Genomic DNA, 14,317 nt, shown 5'->3' with positions numbered 1-14,317 from the left:
CAGACAGCTGGGTGTCACGCGCCCGTAACGGGTCGACGAATCAGAATCCCAATTCGCCTTCGATCATGTCCGCCACGGCCTGCATTCCGCGCTCGTTGAAATGTCCCGGTTGCGCCGAGTCCGTCGGGACCAGACCCTCGAACCACTTGTCCTCGGGTGCGGCGCAAGGATCGTGCCCACCTTCGACTGTCGCCCGCCCGATGTCGATGTAGTGCGCTCCGTACTTGGCGGCAGCGTCGACGTACACCTGATTGAAACGGTCGAAGTACGACACGAGCCACTTCGCGTCCTCGTCGGAATACGGCAGCGACGGCCAGCAACCACGATTGCCCACCGCGCCACCGTGACCGACGATCACGATCTCCGCGTCCGGTGCCTTTGCGGCGATGGCACCGATCACCCTGTCGATCTCGGGAGCGACCTTCGCTATACCGTCGACGGCCTTCTGCTCGACTTCCGGGTTGTTTCGGCATTCACGATCGAGGTTCGGCAGCGGGGTGGCGCAGCTTTCTCGGGTGATCACCACGTGGTTCGAACCCACCCCGCCGATACTGATGGTCACGAGATCGGTGTCCGGATCGAGCGAGTCCAGTTGCGGAGCCGCCGTCGTCGTCCCGATTCGTTGTGGGGTGTCGATGACGTTCTCGACCTTCGCCGCGATGCACGACGCGTCCTCGAACCGGGAGGCCCCGATCTGCCGTGCCAGTTTGGAGGCGTAGTTCTGATCCGAACGCATGCAGAAATCCTTGTGCGAAGCCGTGTCGATGAACGGACCTGCCGCCCTGGAATCACCGAGTGCCACGTACTTCGGACCGTCTTCGTCCGCCGGTGCCGCAGCGGCAACTCCAGACGCCGCGCCCGAGGCCACCAAGCACAGCACCACCCCCAACAAGCCTGCAACCACCCTCTTCGACATCGTCGTGCTCACTCCCCACGTCGCCGGCCCGCCCTGCCGTGGCCGTCTCGCCTCAGATCATGCCGCATCCGAAGGCCACGCCGCGTGCCGACTAAGCTCGAGCACCATGGCAAGCACGTGGAGCACTCTCGGAAAGAAGTTGGGCCGACTCGCGGTTTCCCAGGGCCCACAGCTGTTGCGACAACTACAGAGATCGGGCGCTCTCGACCGCGCAGGCCGCACCCTCACCGGTTCTCGAACGGACAACCCCGCGGCCACCCCGGGTCGCCCGGTCGCGTCGACGTCCGCACCGACGGCGCACCGCGCTCGCCGCATCGAGTACTCGCCGGCGTTGGACGGACAAGCCGATCCCGGCGAGATCGTGTGGACGTGGGTCTCCTACGAGGACGACCCGTCCAAGGGTAAGGACCGACCGGTACTCGTGGTGGGCCGCGACGGCAGAACTCTCCTGGGCCTCATGATGTCCTCGCAGGAGAAGCGAGACGGGCAACCCGGTTGGCTCGCAATCGGTTCCGGGAGCTGGGACTCGGAAGGGCGCCCGAGTTGGTTGCGCCTCGACCGGGTCCTCGACGTCCCCGAGGACGGAATACGGCGTGAAGGCGCCATCATGGAGCAGAAGACTTTCGACGTCGTGGCGCAGAGGCTACGCGCCGACTTCAGCTGGACCTGATCGTCACGACTGCCTCAGCGAGAAGCGACGTCCGCTGCCACGAGCTCGGCGATCGCCGTCATCGCAAGAGCATTGGGATGTGCCGGTTCGGCGGGTGACTGCGGCACGATTCCCTCGAACCACCGCTCCCCGGTGGGCGCACATGCATCGTGGCCACCCTCGACCGTCGCCTTCGCAATGTCGATGTAGTGAACCCCGTACTTGTTCGCGGCATCGACGTAGATCTGGTTGAACCTCTCGAAGTAGTCGTGCAACCACACGACGTCCTCGGGTGAGTGCGGAAGGTTCGGCCAGCAGCTCCGCATTCCCACCGAACCTCCGTGTCCGATGATGTACACCTCCGCATCCGGGGCCTTGGCCACGATCGCGGCCACCGTGGCGTCCACGAGGGGGCGCATCTTGTCGATACCCTCCACCGCCAGACGTTCGGCGACAGGATTGTTGCGGCACCCCGAATCGAGGCCGGGTGCCGGGATCACGCAGCGCACCGACACGGGTAGATGATTCGATCCACCGCCGCCGATACTCAGCGTCACGAGGTCGGTGTCCGGTGCCAGCGTCTCGATCTGCGGCGGGGCGAACCTGGTTCCGACGAACTGGGCCTTGTCGGTGATGTGCTCCGGTTTCGCTGCCGAGCACGTCACATCCGTGAACTTCGACGCACCGACCAACTGTGCGAGCTGGGCAGGGTAGTTGAGATCCGCGGACCGCAGACATAGATCGCGATGCGAGGAAGCGTTGACGAACGGGCCCGACGCGCGCGAATCACCGAGTGCCACATAGCTCGGACCGGTCGGTTCGTCGGCCATCGCAACCCCGGCACCCGAGGACCATGCGGCCGTGACCGCGAAACACAGAGCTGCCGCCGCCCCGAAAAGCCTGTTCCTCATCACGTGTTCCCCTACTTCAAGCCTGTTCGACACCTCGCGACCGTGTGCCCACGGTCATCGACGCTCGATCATGCCCTATCGACTCTTCACCCAATGCTCGAAGATTCGAAACAACGCACCGGGCAGCTTCGGCGCGATCTCGAGGAGGAGCCACCGGTACTTCAGGAACTGCTGCCGACGCGGGGAACGCACGAGAATCCCGACCAACGCTGCTTCCAACTCAGGGTCGTCCACCCCGCGTGCACGCATTTCGTCGAGATTCTCCTGAACGAAACGAAAGCCGCCCGGCCGGACGTGCATCGTTTTCATTCGTTCGATCGGAATACTGAGCGGTAGCGATTCGCTCCGTTCCAGTCCGCCGACGACATACAGGTTCACCATCGTGCGGATGCACTTCTCGCATTTGCCGCAGTTGTATTCGTCGTCGGTGTTGAGATTGCAGACCCGTAGATACCGCGCCACCAGGTCGTTGTCCTTCACCGCGGCGGCCTTGGCGACCCGGTTGGACTCCAGTCCATCCTGCACGAGTTCGACCCCGCCGCTCGACCACAACGGGTCCAGATCGGGATGACTGCCGTGCGGGTCGCGGCGACCTTCTTCGAACGACGACGCGATGATCACCTTCCGCAGATGCTGCGACAGCAGTAGGCCCACGTGCGCCAATGCGGCGCCGTGTGCAGCGCTCGCCCAGTTGTGCCCGTACTTGACGTGGAGAAACTGCAGGTTCGTGCGCACTTCGATCAGTTCCACGCCCAGCTCGGCAGCAACCTTCTTGGCGTTGCTCGAGATTCGGTCGTACGGACGCTGCCGACGCGGGTCGATGTCGAACCCGTGAACGAGAATCAGGTGGGTGATCTCCTCCCGGTTCTTCAGCGCCGTGTAGAAGGCATCGAGACCACCACTGAAGAAACAGCCGACTCCTCGGTCGTCGGGCACCTCGGCAGCGGACTCCTCGGCGTGCACGTCCGCCTGCGACATCTGCGGGTACCAGGATCGCAGCAGCTCGCCCGCCTTCGCACCGCCCGACAACGCCACCGGATCGACGGGGCGATCCAGTTCCAGTCGCTTCCCCGTGGTCCCGGCGACGACGACGCCAGGCGGCAGCCACGGTGTTCCCGAGGTGTCCAACGACGCGGTGGCCGTCGTCCGGACGGTGAAGTCCTTGCCGTCGACCGAGAAGACTGCCTCGATGGTGTGGGCGTCGGCTGCCCGCGGGGTGACCTGGATGCCCATTTTCCTCAACTCTGTAGACGGTCGAACCTGCCGAACAACGCCCTATAGACGAACGCGCCCAGCGCACCTCCGATCAGGGGAAAGACTATGAAGAGCCATAGCTGCGCAAGTGCGCCGTCCTGATACGGAGCGACCGCGATACTACGTGCCGGATTGACCGAGGTGTTGTCGATCGGGATGGCCACCAGGTGAACAACCACCAACGTGAATCCGATCGACACACCGGCCAGGGGTAGGTCCGAAATCTGGTCGGTCGACGCGAGGATGACGAAAACGAGAAGACCGGTGAGCAGCACCTCGATGATCATCGCGGCACCGATTCCGTAACCGCTTTCGATGATTCCGCCCATCGGGCCCTGCACCGCCGACGGGCTGTGCTCACCCCACCCGTTCGCGGCCAACCCGTCCGAGGCCCGGTCGTAGGCCGGGAGGCTCTGCGCCACTGCGTAGACCGTGATTCCCGCAAGTAGGCCACCCACGATCTGCATGACCATGTAGATTCCGGCTTTGGCCGCCGACAGCCGACCGAGAGCGAAATGGCCGATGGTCACGGCGGGATTGACGTGACAGCCCGAGATGGGGCCGATGGCATAGACCAGAAAACACAGGGTGAGACCGAACGCCAGGGCTATGCCCAGGTTCCCGACCTTCTGGCCGGCGAACACTGCGGTGCCCACTGCCGACAGGACCAGCACGAAAGTGCCGATCGCCTCGGCCATGTACTTCTTGAGATCGGAGATTTCCTGGACCTCGGCGAACTCCTGCGCGGTTGGAGACATGACACCCACCTTCCGGGAAGGGAACGGCTGTGTATCCTGCACTTTCGCAAACCTCGCGGAGAAACATTACGCAAAGTGGGCGAGGCACACACCGAAATCGGGCATCGCGAATGGACACCGGTTTGAGATCCGCGAGCGAACACTGGTAACCTCGTCTGTCGGTGCACGTGCGCACCCACAGATTTCAAGACAAAAAACCAGCTTAAGACGACAGGATTTTACGCGTGGCCAACATCAAGTCCCAGGTGAAGCGGATCCGTACCAACGAGGCAGCTCGACTGCGTAACCAGTCGGTGAAGTCCTCGCTGCGCACGGCGATCCGCTCGTTCCGCGAGGCCGCGGCGGCCGGTGACAAGGACAAGGCCAACGAGCTCCTCGTCTCGACCAGCCGCAAGCTCGACAAGGCAGCAAGCAAGGGCGTCATCCACGCCAACCAGGCTGCGAACAAGAAGTCGGCTCTGGCAAAGGCAGCCGGCAAGCTCTGACATTCGCTTCAACGGCAGTGGCCGCCGATCCTTCACGGATCGGCGGCCACTGCCGTTCTGTGGTGCAGCCGTTCGGTGTTGCAGCCGTTCTGTGGTGCAGCCGTTTCAGCGGTGCAGTAGAGAAACTCTCCGAACCGCAGATTCGATCGCATAGTCCGGGTCGGCTGCAGCGCCCTTCACGTCGGCATTGAGATCGGCGACGATCCGCAGCGCTTCCCCTACGGTCGCGGGAGTCCAGCCGCCGACGATGGCCTGGGTCTTCTTGATCTTCCACGGCGGCATACCCAGTTCGGACGCGATTCGGAAGGGATCGGCTCGGGCGACCGGAGCCACCCGAGCGATCGAATGGACCGCGTCGGCGAGCGCGTCTGCCAGCAGCACGTGTGGCACCCCTCGCAGCATTGCCCACCGCAGCGACTCGAGTGCGCCCGCACTGTTACCTGCGACTGCCTTCTCGGCGACTTCGAATCCCGTGACTTCAGCCTTACCCGAGTAGTAGCGGCGAACCGCGGCGACATCCACCCGACCGCCGGTGTCCGCAACCAACTGGGAACATGCTGCGGCCAGCTCTCGCAGATTCGAGCCCACACTGTCTAGGACTGCCTGCACGACGTCCTGCCCTACTCTGACCTCGAGGTTGCGAAACTCCGCGCGAACGAAACCGACCAACTCGCTCTGCTTGAGTTTGACGCACGGGTGTACGACTGCGCCCGACTTCTCGAGTGCGCCGGCAAGCGCCTTCGCGCGTCCGCCGCCGGAATGCAGGACGATCATCACGACACCGGCCGGCGGATCGACAGCTGCGTCCTGCACCAGTGCCACGGCGTCCTTACCTGCCTCCGCCGCGGCCTCGAGGACCACGATCCGGTCTTCTGCGAACAGAGACGGACTGAGCAGCTCGGCCAATTCGGTGGAGGTGGCATCTCCCGTACGCAGGCGAGTGACCGGTACGTCGGCTCCTGCGGTCGCCACAGCGGAGGCGCGCACGTCGGCGACGATCGCGGAGACCGCGCGCTCGATCAGAAATTCTTCGTCACCGAGGACGAGGTGGAGCTGGTCGACGGGGGCGGTGTTCGGCACGAGACGATCGTGCCACGTCCCGCCGACACCACCGAACCAGGGCAGGCCACAACGCCCACCCTCCGAAAACCGTCGACATCACCGCGAGCGCCAGACACGCACCCGCCAGACCGTCGGGCACCTGCAATACCGCACCGGGGATGCGAGCCGACCTCTCAGCCACCGTCAGAAGCCACCACAGCGGCAGCGTCACGGACCGGGCTCCCCACTCGGCCAACGGAATCGACACCACCGAGACGAGTGCGGTGACACCCCCGACGATCGTGATCACGGCCACCACCGGGGCGGCAAGGATGTTGGCGACGATCGACACGGAACTCACGGTGCCGGCCATCGCGGCGATCACCGGCGTGGTCACCAAGAATGCCGCACCGGACACGGCAACCACCTCTGCCATGCCCTGTGGCCAGCCGCGGGCCCCCAACCGCTCGGACCAGATCGGTGCGATCACGATGAGCGCCGCGGTTGCCACGACGGACAGCACGAATCCGAAATCCACCGCCAGCCTCGGAAACAGCAACAGGAGCACGACGATGGACCCCGACAACGCAGGTAGCGCCTGCCGTCCCCGCCCGGTGACCATGGCAAGAATCGTGACCGACCCCATCGCCGCCGCACGCAGAACACTCGGCGAAGGCCGCACGACGACGACGAACGCAACCAATGCCGACAATGCCAGAACCGCGGTCACACGGGGCCCCACCCCGACACCGCGCGACACCAGGAGGACTGCACCCAGCACGATCGACACGTTCGCACCCGACACGGCCGTCAAATGCGTCAGCCCGGCCGCCTTGAACGCGTCCACGACACTCTGGTCCAGCGCCGTGGTGTCTCCCACGACCAGTCCGGGCAACAGACCCGCTTGATCCGGTGGCAGCGACCGCTCCGCCGCCATGACGAATCGATCACGCACGGTGCCTGCCCAACGCTGATACCAGGACGGCGAATCGACCTGCAGCGGAGCACCTTCGGCGCGCACCACCGCGACGGTGAGGTCGTGGTTGCGTGGTGTGTCGAGCTTGCCCGCGAACGTCGTGCGTTGCCCGGGTAGCAGGTGGGCCCACCCCTTCGCCGACGCAAACACGTTCACCACCCCACCGACTCGAACCACGCCATCGGCAGTGCGCACCTCTTCCAGCTCCATCCGAAAGCGCACCTGGCCCCGAGTGGCCGATCCGGCAGATCCGAGCGCCACCGGGTCCTCGACAGGTGCACCCACCAGGGTCACCTTGTCTCTGTCGGCCGCAGACGATGTGAGCGGATGCGTCTCCACCCCACGCACCTGCAACCCGATACCCACGAGCGCCAGAACTCCGAGCAACAGAGCGACCGAGACACCACGTACCGGTCCGGACCGGCGTCGCAACCACGTGACCGATACCCACAGAACTGAAACTACGCCCGCACTCACGAATGCCACCCGAGAGCCCGCGAGGATACCGAGAAGCGTTGCGCTCCAGCACACGCAGGCATAGGGAACGAGGCGGGCATCGAGGGGATTCACACGGAAACCAGGTCACGCAACTTCTCGAGCCGAACCGGGCCGATCCCGTCCACTTCGCCGAGCTGATCGACCGAGGTGAACTTTCCGTTGGCGGTTCGCCACTCGAGAATTGCCGCCGCGGTCACCGGGCCGACACCCGGCAGCGAATCCAACGCGGACTGGTCCGCCGTATTGAGATCGACGACCGAGCCCGCCGCGGCATCGGCTCCCCCACCCGAACCGGCGCGTCCACCCGAACCAGCAAGTCCACCAGCCGGCCCCGCGGTCGCGGGAAGTTCCCCACCATCGACACCGACCACGACCTGATCACCATCGGCCAATCGTTGAGCCAAATTGAGCGCCAAAGTATCTCCACCTTCGCGGACTCCTCCCGCAGCCGTCAGCGCATCGGCGATCCGCGACCCGTCCGGGAGCTTCACGAGACCGGGCGCGTGTACGAGACCGACCACACTGACGACCAACTCGGCCGGTGGCCCACCTGTTTCGAGCGGGGAAACCTCGCCGGTGGGCACCGTGTCGGTCGAGGGCGCCGACTTCTCCACGACGGGCAACGGCGGTACTGCCTGCGCCACCGGACGATCCCGGAAGACGGTGAAGAACACGACGACCAGCGCGAGGACACCCACCACGACCAACGCCGCGCCGCCGTGAACGCCCGGGTCGAATCGCGTCCCCCGCCACCGTTGCGGAATCCATGCCGGACGACCGTCGAGGGAACGGTCCAGGCGCGGCCAGTCCGCGGTGTCGAATACCTCGACGTAGTTGTCGTCGTCGCGCTTTCGGCGTACTTCGCTCTCCCCCATGCCGGCGACCCTACGAGAACACGGTCGCCGTTTCGGCGCCACCGACCGACGGGAGAGCCGGCCTGTGGATCACCGGGGACCTGTGGACGATCAGGGGCTACCGGGCTGTATCGGCCGGGTGCGAGGCGAGTGCGATTCCCACTGCACCGGGGCCCACGTGCGCCCCGAGGACGGCACTGAACTCGGTTACGAAGATTTCCTCGATCTTCGGAATCCGCTCCCTGAGCCGCCGGACCAGATCTTCCGCTCGAATCTGCGCATGCAGATGATGCACGGCCACCGACACCGGCTCCTGCTCGACCTGCGACACCGCGATCTCGGTGAGTCGGGCCAGTGCCTTGGTCGACGTTCGGGTCTTCTCCTTGAGAGCGAGCCTTCCGTCGAGTATGTGCAGAACCGGTTTCATGGCCAACGCGGTTCCGAGAAGCGCTGCGGCGGCGCCGATACGCCCCCCTCGTCGGAGGTGATCCAAGCGGTCGACCACGAAGAAGCTGCTCGTGTGTGTCGCCGCTTCCACCGCGTGCCGGTACACCGAGCCGAGTCCCGCACCCTCCACAGCAGCACGAGCTGCTGCGAGCACCGGGAACCCGACTCCCATACCCGCCGACTGCGAATCCACGAGCCGCACCTTCCCGCCGAACTCTTCGGCGGCGACCCTGGCGGCATCCCAGGTTCCGGAGAGCTGACGCGAAATATGCACCGCGAGAACACCGTCCCCGTCGCTACGGTCCAGGGCCGCGCCGTACGCAGCTCTCAATGCCTCTGGGGGTGCACCGGAGGTCGTCACCGGCCCGGAATCCAGGTCGATGTCGTCGATCCCGTCGCGGTAATCGTGTTCACCGACGAGAACGTGAAGCGGCACCACCTCGATCCCGTACTGCTCGACCAGACCCGAAGGCATGCACGCCGAGGAGTCGGTGACGACGACCACCGACACTGCTATCGACCCCCGCTCGTGACGACGGTGTCCCCGTCGGTTTCGTGCTCTTCTATCCGACGGAGGGTCCGGACCATCGCATCGGCAACCTCGACGTGAGCGTCCCAGCCCCAGTGGATGCCATCGGGATTCGCGTCTTCGGACTCGATGTTCGCCCGAACCGCCTGCGCGAGATCCACCACCGGCACCTCGGTTCTCGCCGCCCACTCGGTGATGGCGGCCGCTGCTGCAGCGCGGCCGGAATGAATCCGCCCATATGCTTCGCTGCGATGAACCGACGGAAGTGTTCCGACAACGGCCAGGTCCGGGCGCATGTACGCCAGCGCCGCCCTCGCGCTTTCGAGGTACTCGACACTGAGTCGAGGCGGAAGAGCAACCGGCCAACCGAGGGGTGCCAAACGCGGCTGCAACCATTGGTAGCCCGCACGAACGATTCGTCGCACGGCCGGCGGGCGAATGTAGCGCAACTGCTCGCGCAGCGCCGTAGGCAGCGGCGACGGCAACGAATCCATGCCGCCGACGGCGAACACGACCGCGGCGGCCCGAGGTACGGCCGACCACACCCTGGGGTCCTGGGTCAGTGCCCACCACGCGTCCCGACTCGTCCACCCGATCCGCGCAACAAGTTCCACGTCCCAGCCCATCTGCTGCGCAACGAGATTCGGCCAGATCCGCGGATCGTCGGAGGGTAGGCCACCTTCGGGCCCGTAGTACGCCAGCGAGTCACCGAGAACGAGAAGGACCGGCTTGCGCTCCACTGCGCCCGGCTCCGGATCAGAGGACGTCATCGGCCACACTCGCTGAAGCGTTCCACACGTCGAGTCGCCACTCCGGCCGATCGGAGCCGTGCGCACTGAGCTGAACCCAACTGGTGTTCCCAAGGCCACCGAGAACCGGCCACCGGTTCACGGGGAGATCGAGGAGCGTTGCGGTCAACGCCGCGACGAGGCCTCCGTGCGCGACGAGGAGAACCGGTGCGGCGTCCCACCCGTCGTGCTTCTCGAGCAATTCCTCCACGACCGGCCTACTACGCTCGGCAACGTCGACCCGACTCTCGCCGCCCGGCGGCGCCCACGTCGCATCGGCTCGCCACCGTGCCCGTGCGCCGGGGAACTCGGAGTCGACCTCGAGGTGCGTCATTCCCTGCCACTCGCCGAGACACGTTTCCCGGAGTCGCTCGTCGACCTGTACGGATACGCCCGCACTATCGCCCACCTCGGTCGCGGTGTCCAGTGCGCGACGCAGATCCGACGACACGATCGCAACCGGCGACAGTGCACTCATCGCATCGCCCGCGGTTCGCGCCTGTGCACGGCCGAGATCCGACAGCTCGGTGTCGAGTTGGCCCTGCATCCTGTTGCCCGCGTTGTATTCGGTCTGACCGTGCCGCAACAGGATCAGTCGACGCACACCGGCCCCGGTCACTGCCCGGGTTCGCCTTCGTCCGCCGACGATGCGGGGCGATTTTCGCCGATGCCCTCGACCTCGACGTGCGGGCAGTCCCTCCACAAACGCTCGAGTGCGTAGAAATTGCGCTCGTCGTCGTGCTGGACGTGGATGACCACATCCACGAAATCCAGAAGTGCCCAACGGCCTTCGCGGGTTCCTTCGCGTCGTACGGGCTTGTGCCCAGCCTCACGCAGACGATCCTCGATGTTCTCGACAACGGCGTTCACCTGACGCTCGTTGGGTGCGGAGGCGATGACGAAGCAGTCCGTGATCACCAGTTGCTCGGACACGTCGAGCACGACTACGTCCGACGCCAGCTTCTCGTCGGCCGCGATGGCGGCGATGCGGGCCACCTCGATGGCTTCGGTGGATGCACTCACTCGATTTTCTCCAGTTCTGCCGAGATACGACTCATGATCGATGCGGGGTGACGTCGGGATTGGCGGTGGCGTCGGGATCTGTGTTGGCGGTTGCCGGTGTCGTGGCCGTATCGGGGGCGGGTTCCGACATCGTGGCGGCCCCGTCCGATCTCGTCGCGTTCTCCGGCCGGTACAGATTTCGTTTCGAGATGTACTGGACCACTCCGTCCGGGACCAGGTACCAGACGGGTCGATCCTGCGAGGCTCGGAGACGACATTCGGTCGACGAGATCGCGAGCGCCGGTACCTCGATGAGGGTGACCGCGTCCTTCGGGTGGTCGTCCAGAAGGCCGGAAAGATGTTCGGTGTGCAGGTCGAATCCGGGCCGCGAGACGCCCACGAACTTGGCTAGCGAGAAGAGTTCCTCCCAGTCCTGCCAAGAAAGGATGCTCGCGAGGGCGTCGGCCCCCGTGATGAAGTAGAGCTCGGCATCGGGGTGTTTTGCCCGTAGATCACGCAGGGTGTCCACCGTGTAGGTCACCTTTTCGCGATCCACGTCCACCCTGCTCACCGAGAATCTCGGATTGGAGGCCGTGGCGATCACGGTCATCAGATATCGGTCCTCGGCCGGGCTGACCTCTTTGCCTTCCTTCTGCCAGGGCCTGCCGGTGGGCACGAACACGACCTCGTCGAGGCCGAAACGGTCGGCAACTTCACTGGCCGCCACCAGGTGGCCATGGTGGATCGGGTCGAACGTGCCGCCCATGACACCGAGCCGGCGCAGACGAGTGACGTTCGTTCCTTGTTCCACGAGTGTCGAGCTTACGTGTTCACACCGGCAGCAATCCGGCGACCACCGCCGCCAACTGCTGTGCGGACCGGCATTCGTGCATGCTGACGATCTCCCGATAGGCGTCGGTGGCCGAATCACCGGTACCCCACTGCCCGACCGGCTCCGGGTTGAGCCAGTGTGTGTGCCTCGCGACGGACGCGAGACGAGCCAGCGCCGCACTGTTGGGATCGCGGTAGTTGTTCCTGCCGTCCCCGAGGACGAGCAGCGAACTCCGGCTGGTGAGACTGTGGCCGAATCTCTCGGCGAACACGCCGAACGCATTACCGTAATCGGAGTGCCCGTCGTAGCTCACCAGATCTGCTTCACGAATCATCCTCGACATCGCCACGCCCAGATCGGCGCCGGCTTCGAAGAACCTGGTCACCTCGTCGGTCGTGTCGACGAAGGCGAATACTCGTACCCGGGCGAACTGCTCCCGCAGGGCGTGGACGAGCAACAGGGTGAAATGACTGAACCCGGCGACCGACCCGGACACGTCGCACAGCACCACCAGTTCGGGACGCGCAGTCTTCGGCTTGCGCTGCACCAGGTCGATGGGCACACCTCCGGTGGACATCGACTTTCGCAGGGTACGGCGCAGATCGATCACACCGGCACGACTGCGGCTCCGACGCACCGCCAGACGACTCGCCAGCAGCCTCGCGAGTGGGGTGACGTTTCGACGCAGGGCGGTGAGTTCGGAGTCGGACGCGCGAAGAAAGTCGACTTCCTCGGCCAGTCGCGGAACGCCGTGAATCGCGACGCGCTCCTTACCCAGCTGTTCGGCAGAACGACGCCGCGTCTCGGACTCGACCATCCTTCGGAAATCGGTGATCCGGGCAGCCGCGGTGCGCCGTGCGATTTCGGCGCGGTGCTCGTCGACGTGTGGGGCCGGCCCCCCGTCCTGCGCGCCGCCCATGAGTCCGTCGAGGATCTTCTTCAACAGCGTGTCGGGTGAGAGATCCTTCAATGCCTGGTAGGCGGAGAACGATGGGCCTTTGGTCGACTGGTACTGCCCGAGCTCTTCGACCATCTGCGTGGTGAGTAGTTCGGTCAGCTCGACCGCCTCCGGGGAACCGTCGGTCAGGAGTTCCGCGACCAACTCGCGCAATGCCTCCATGTCGACCTCACCGTCGTCGGTGCGCGGCAACGACGTGTCGATCTTGCCGCTGGATCGGAGGCCGATTGCGCGCGGATACCACAGGTCGAACAGAGCATCGAAGGTCGAGCGGTGCGTCGGACGCCGAAGAACGGCACACGCCAACCCTTCGCGCAACGCCTCCCGATCGAGCAGGTCGAGGACGGCGATGACTTTGCCGGCGTCCACGGTCTCCGCAGGTCCGACGCCGATGCCGCGAGCCCTCAGCGCCTCGATGAACCCCACCAGATGACCGCTCAACCCGTTGGGTGCGGCGGGTCCGTGCGCCCGGAAACGGGGCGATCGTCCAGTAGCTCCCACGTGCGCCGTCCTCAGTTCAGCCGAAGCTCGGCGGCGGCCCGCTGCTGGTCGGAACGATGCTTCAGGATGACGCCGAGCGTGTCGCGCACCGTGTCGCTGTCCAGAGTGTCGTCCGCGAAAGTGTCCAGACCGAGAGCCAACAACGTGCGCCCCCAGTCGATCGTCTCGGCCACCGAAGGCGTCTTCTTCAGCTGCATCCCGCGCAAGACCCTGATCGTGCGAACCAATTGTTCGGCGATTCGTTCGGGCAGTTCGGGGACCCGGCTGGCCAGAATCTCGAGTTCGAGGGCCTCGTCCGGAAAGTCGAGGTGCAGGAACAGGCAGCGCCGCTTGAGTGCCTCCGACAGTTCACGGGTCGCATTGGACGTCAGAACGACGAACGGTTTGCGACCGGCGGTGATGGTGCCGAGTTCGGGAATCGTGACCGCGAAATCGCTGAGCACCTCCAGCAGAAGGCCTTCGATCTCGACGTCGGCCTTGTCGGTCTCGTCCACGAGGAGCACCGTCGGACCATCTCGACGGATAGCGGTGAGCAGCGGACGTGGCAGAAGAAACTCTTCCGAGAACACGTCGACCTTGGTGGCATCCCAGTCCACTCCGTCGCTCCCACCGGCCTGGATACGGAGGATCTGCTTGGCGTGATTCCACTCGTACAGAGCCCTGGCCTCGTCGACGCCCTCGTAACACTGCAAACGGACGAGTTCGGCGCTCGCAGTCTGGGCGACTGCCCGCGCGAGTTCGGTCTTGCCGACGCCGGCGGGTCCTTCCACGAGCAGCGGCTTTCCCAGCCGATCCGCGAGGAACACCGCAGTCGCCGTCGCCTTGTCGGCGATGTATCCGGTTGTCGCCAGTTTCGTCACGACGTCGTCGACGTTTGCGAACAGGGGTCGCGTCGTCGGAAGTGCTCGATCCACTCTT

16 protein-coding genes are annotated in these 14,317 nt (G+C 65.1%); 2 read left to right on the top strand and 14 right to left on the bottom strand.

Annotated elements, in window-relative coordinates:
• Positions 1-40: 40 nt before the first annotated feature.
• Positions 41-916, bottom strand: coding sequence for an SGNH/GDSL hydrolase family protein (locus tag ACFWO3_RS12170; protein WP_378577616.1), 876 nt, complete (start codon positions 914-916; stop codon positions 41-43).
• Positions 917-1,022: 106 nt separating this feature from the next.
• On the opposite strand from ACFWO3_RS12170, the gene ACFWO3_RS12165 reads away from it, so the two are divergent.
• Positions 1,023-1,586 (top strand): type II toxin-antitoxin system PemK/MazF family toxin, encoded by a 564-nt coding sequence (locus ACFWO3_RS12165; RefSeq protein ID WP_378577614.1) that lies wholly within the window; start codon positions 1,023-1,025, stop codon positions 1,584-1,586.
• A gap of 14 nt (positions 1,587-1,600) precedes the next feature.
• On the opposite strand, the gene ACFWO3_RS12160 is transcribed toward ACFWO3_RS12165, so the two are convergent.
• The 3 genes from ACFWO3_RS12160 to ACFWO3_RS12150 all read right to left on the bottom strand — a co-directional run bounded on the left by ACFWO3_RS12160 (position 1,601) and on the right by ACFWO3_RS12150 (position 4,488).
• Complete coding sequence (locus ACFWO3_RS12160; RefSeq protein WP_378577857.1) at positions 1,601-2,365, bottom strand: SGNH/GDSL hydrolase family protein; 765 nt, start codon at positions 2,363-2,365, stop codon at positions 1,601-1,603.
• Between the two features lie 186 nt (positions 2,366-2,551).
• Positions 2,552-3,709 (bottom strand): hypothetical protein, encoded by a 1,158-nt coding sequence (locus ACFWO3_RS12155; RefSeq protein WP_378577612.1) that lies wholly within the window; start codon positions 3,707-3,709, stop codon positions 2,552-2,554.
• Positions 3,710-3,714: 5 nt separating this feature from the next.
• On the bottom strand, positions 3,715-4,488 hold the full coding sequence (locus ACFWO3_RS12150) for an aquaporin (RefSeq protein ID WP_378577610.1): 774 nt from the start codon (positions 4,486-4,488) through the stop codon (positions 3,715-3,717).
• 224 nt (positions 4,489-4,712) lie between these two features.
• Here ACFWO3_RS12150 and rpsT point away from each other — a divergent pair, with 224 nt between their 5' ends.
• Complete coding sequence (rpsT, locus tag ACFWO3_RS12145) at positions 4,713-4,973, top strand: 30S ribosomal protein S20 (protein ID WP_378577608.1); 261 nt, start codon at positions 4,713-4,715, stop codon at positions 4,971-4,973.
• 105 nt (positions 4,974-5,078) lie between these two features.
• Here rpsT and holA read toward each other — a convergent pair whose 3' ends face one another.
• The 10 genes from holA to ACFWO3_RS12095 form a co-directional block, all read right to left on the bottom strand.
• Positions 5,079-6,053, bottom strand: coding sequence for a DNA polymerase III subunit delta (holA, locus tag ACFWO3_RS12140; RefSeq protein ID WP_378577606.1), 975 nt, complete (start codon positions 6,051-6,053; stop codon positions 5,079-5,081).
• Complete coding sequence (locus ACFWO3_RS12135) at positions 6,007-7,560, bottom strand: ComEC/Rec2 family competence protein (protein ID WP_378577604.1); 1,554 nt, start codon at positions 7,558-7,560, stop codon at positions 6,007-6,009. Before ACFWO3_RS12135 ends, holA begins: the two co-directional genes overlap by 47 nt.
• Positions 7,557-8,363 (bottom strand): helix-hairpin-helix domain-containing protein, encoded by an 807-nt coding sequence (locus ACFWO3_RS12130; protein WP_378577602.1) that lies wholly within the window; start codon positions 8,361-8,363, stop codon positions 7,557-7,559. Before ACFWO3_RS12130 ends, ACFWO3_RS12135 begins: the two co-directional genes overlap by 4 nt.
• Positions 8,364-8,460: 97 nt before the next feature.
• The gene (locus tag ACFWO3_RS12125) at positions 8,461-9,300 is read right to left on the bottom strand and encodes a DegV family protein (RefSeq protein WP_378577600.1); all 840 of its coding nucleotides are present in this window, start codon (positions 9,298-9,300) and stop codon (positions 8,461-8,463) included.
• A gap of 2 nt (positions 9,301-9,302) precedes the next feature.
• Positions 9,303-10,088: a diglucosylglycerate octanoyltransferase gene (gene octT / locus ACFWO3_RS12120; protein ID WP_378577598.1), complete on the bottom strand. Its 786-nt coding sequence runs from the start codon at positions 10,086-10,088 to the stop codon at positions 9,303-9,305.
• Complete coding sequence (locus ACFWO3_RS12115; RefSeq protein ID WP_378577596.1) at positions 10,075-10,725, bottom strand: histidine phosphatase family protein; 651 nt, start codon at positions 10,723-10,725, stop codon at positions 10,075-10,077. The genes octT and ACFWO3_RS12115 overlap by 14 nt, the downstream gene beginning before the upstream one ends.
• The gene (gene rsfS / locus ACFWO3_RS12110; protein ID WP_378577594.1) at positions 10,722-11,129 is read right to left on the bottom strand and encodes a ribosome silencing factor; all 408 of its coding nucleotides are present in this window, start codon (positions 11,127-11,129) and stop codon (positions 10,722-10,724) included. Before rsfS ends, ACFWO3_RS12115 begins: the two co-directional genes overlap by 4 nt.
• Before the next feature lie 31 nt (positions 11,130-11,160).
• Complete coding sequence (nadD, locus tag ACFWO3_RS12105; protein ID WP_378577855.1) at positions 11,161-11,874, bottom strand: nicotinate-nucleotide adenylyltransferase; 714 nt, start codon at positions 11,872-11,874, stop codon at positions 11,161-11,163.
• Positions 11,875-11,938: 64 nt separating this feature from the next.
• Positions 11,939-13,399: a VWA domain-containing protein gene (locus tag ACFWO3_RS12100; protein ID WP_378577592.1), complete on the bottom strand. Its 1,461-nt coding sequence runs from the start codon at positions 13,397-13,399 to the stop codon at positions 11,939-11,941.
• Between the two features lie 11 nt (positions 13,400-13,410).
• A complete protein-coding gene (locus ACFWO3_RS12095) occupies positions 13,411-14,313 on the bottom strand; it encodes an AAA family ATPase (RefSeq protein WP_378577590.1) in 903 nt (300 codons plus the stop codon).
• Between the last annotated feature and the right edge of the window lie 4 nt (positions 14,314-14,317).

It is taken from the genome of Rhodococcus sp. NPDC058521 (genome assembly GCF_042719695.1).
Classification (GTDB): domain Bacteria; phylum Actinomycetota; class Actinomycetes; order Mycobacteriales; family Mycobacteriaceae; genus Rhodococcus_F.
This window is presented reverse-complemented; position numbering and strand designations above follow the sequence as displayed.

Excerpts from the sequence above, each read along its gene's own strand:
- ACFWO3_RS12170 (WP_378577616.1), bottom strand. The coding sequence starts at position 916 with ATGTCGAAGAGGGTGGTTGCAGGCTTGTTGGGGGTGGTGCTGTGCTTG.
- ACFWO3_RS12130 (WP_378577602.1), bottom strand. The coding sequence starts at position 8,363 with ATGGGGGAGAGCGAAGTACGCCGAAAGCGCGACGACGACAACTACGTC.
- ACFWO3_RS12155 (WP_378577612.1), bottom strand. The coding sequence starts at position 3,709 with ATGGGCATCCAGGTCACCCCGCGGGCAGCCGACGCCCACACCATCGAG.
- ACFWO3_RS12150 (WP_378577610.1), bottom strand. The coding sequence starts at position 4,488 with ATGTCTCCAACCGCGCAGGAGTTCGCCGAGGTCCAGGAAATCTCCGAT.
- octT (WP_378577598.1), bottom strand. The coding sequence starts at position 10,088 with ATGACGTCCTCTGATCCGGAGCCGGGCGCAGTGGAGCGCAAGCCGGTC.
- ACFWO3_RS12165 (WP_378577614.1), top strand. The coding sequence starts at position 1,023 with ATGGCAAGCACGTGGAGCACTCTCGGAAAGAAGTTGGGCCGACTCGCG.
- nadD (WP_378577855.1), bottom strand. The coding sequence starts at position 11,874 with ATGGGCGGCACGTTCGACCCGATCCACCATGGCCACCTGGTGGCGGCC.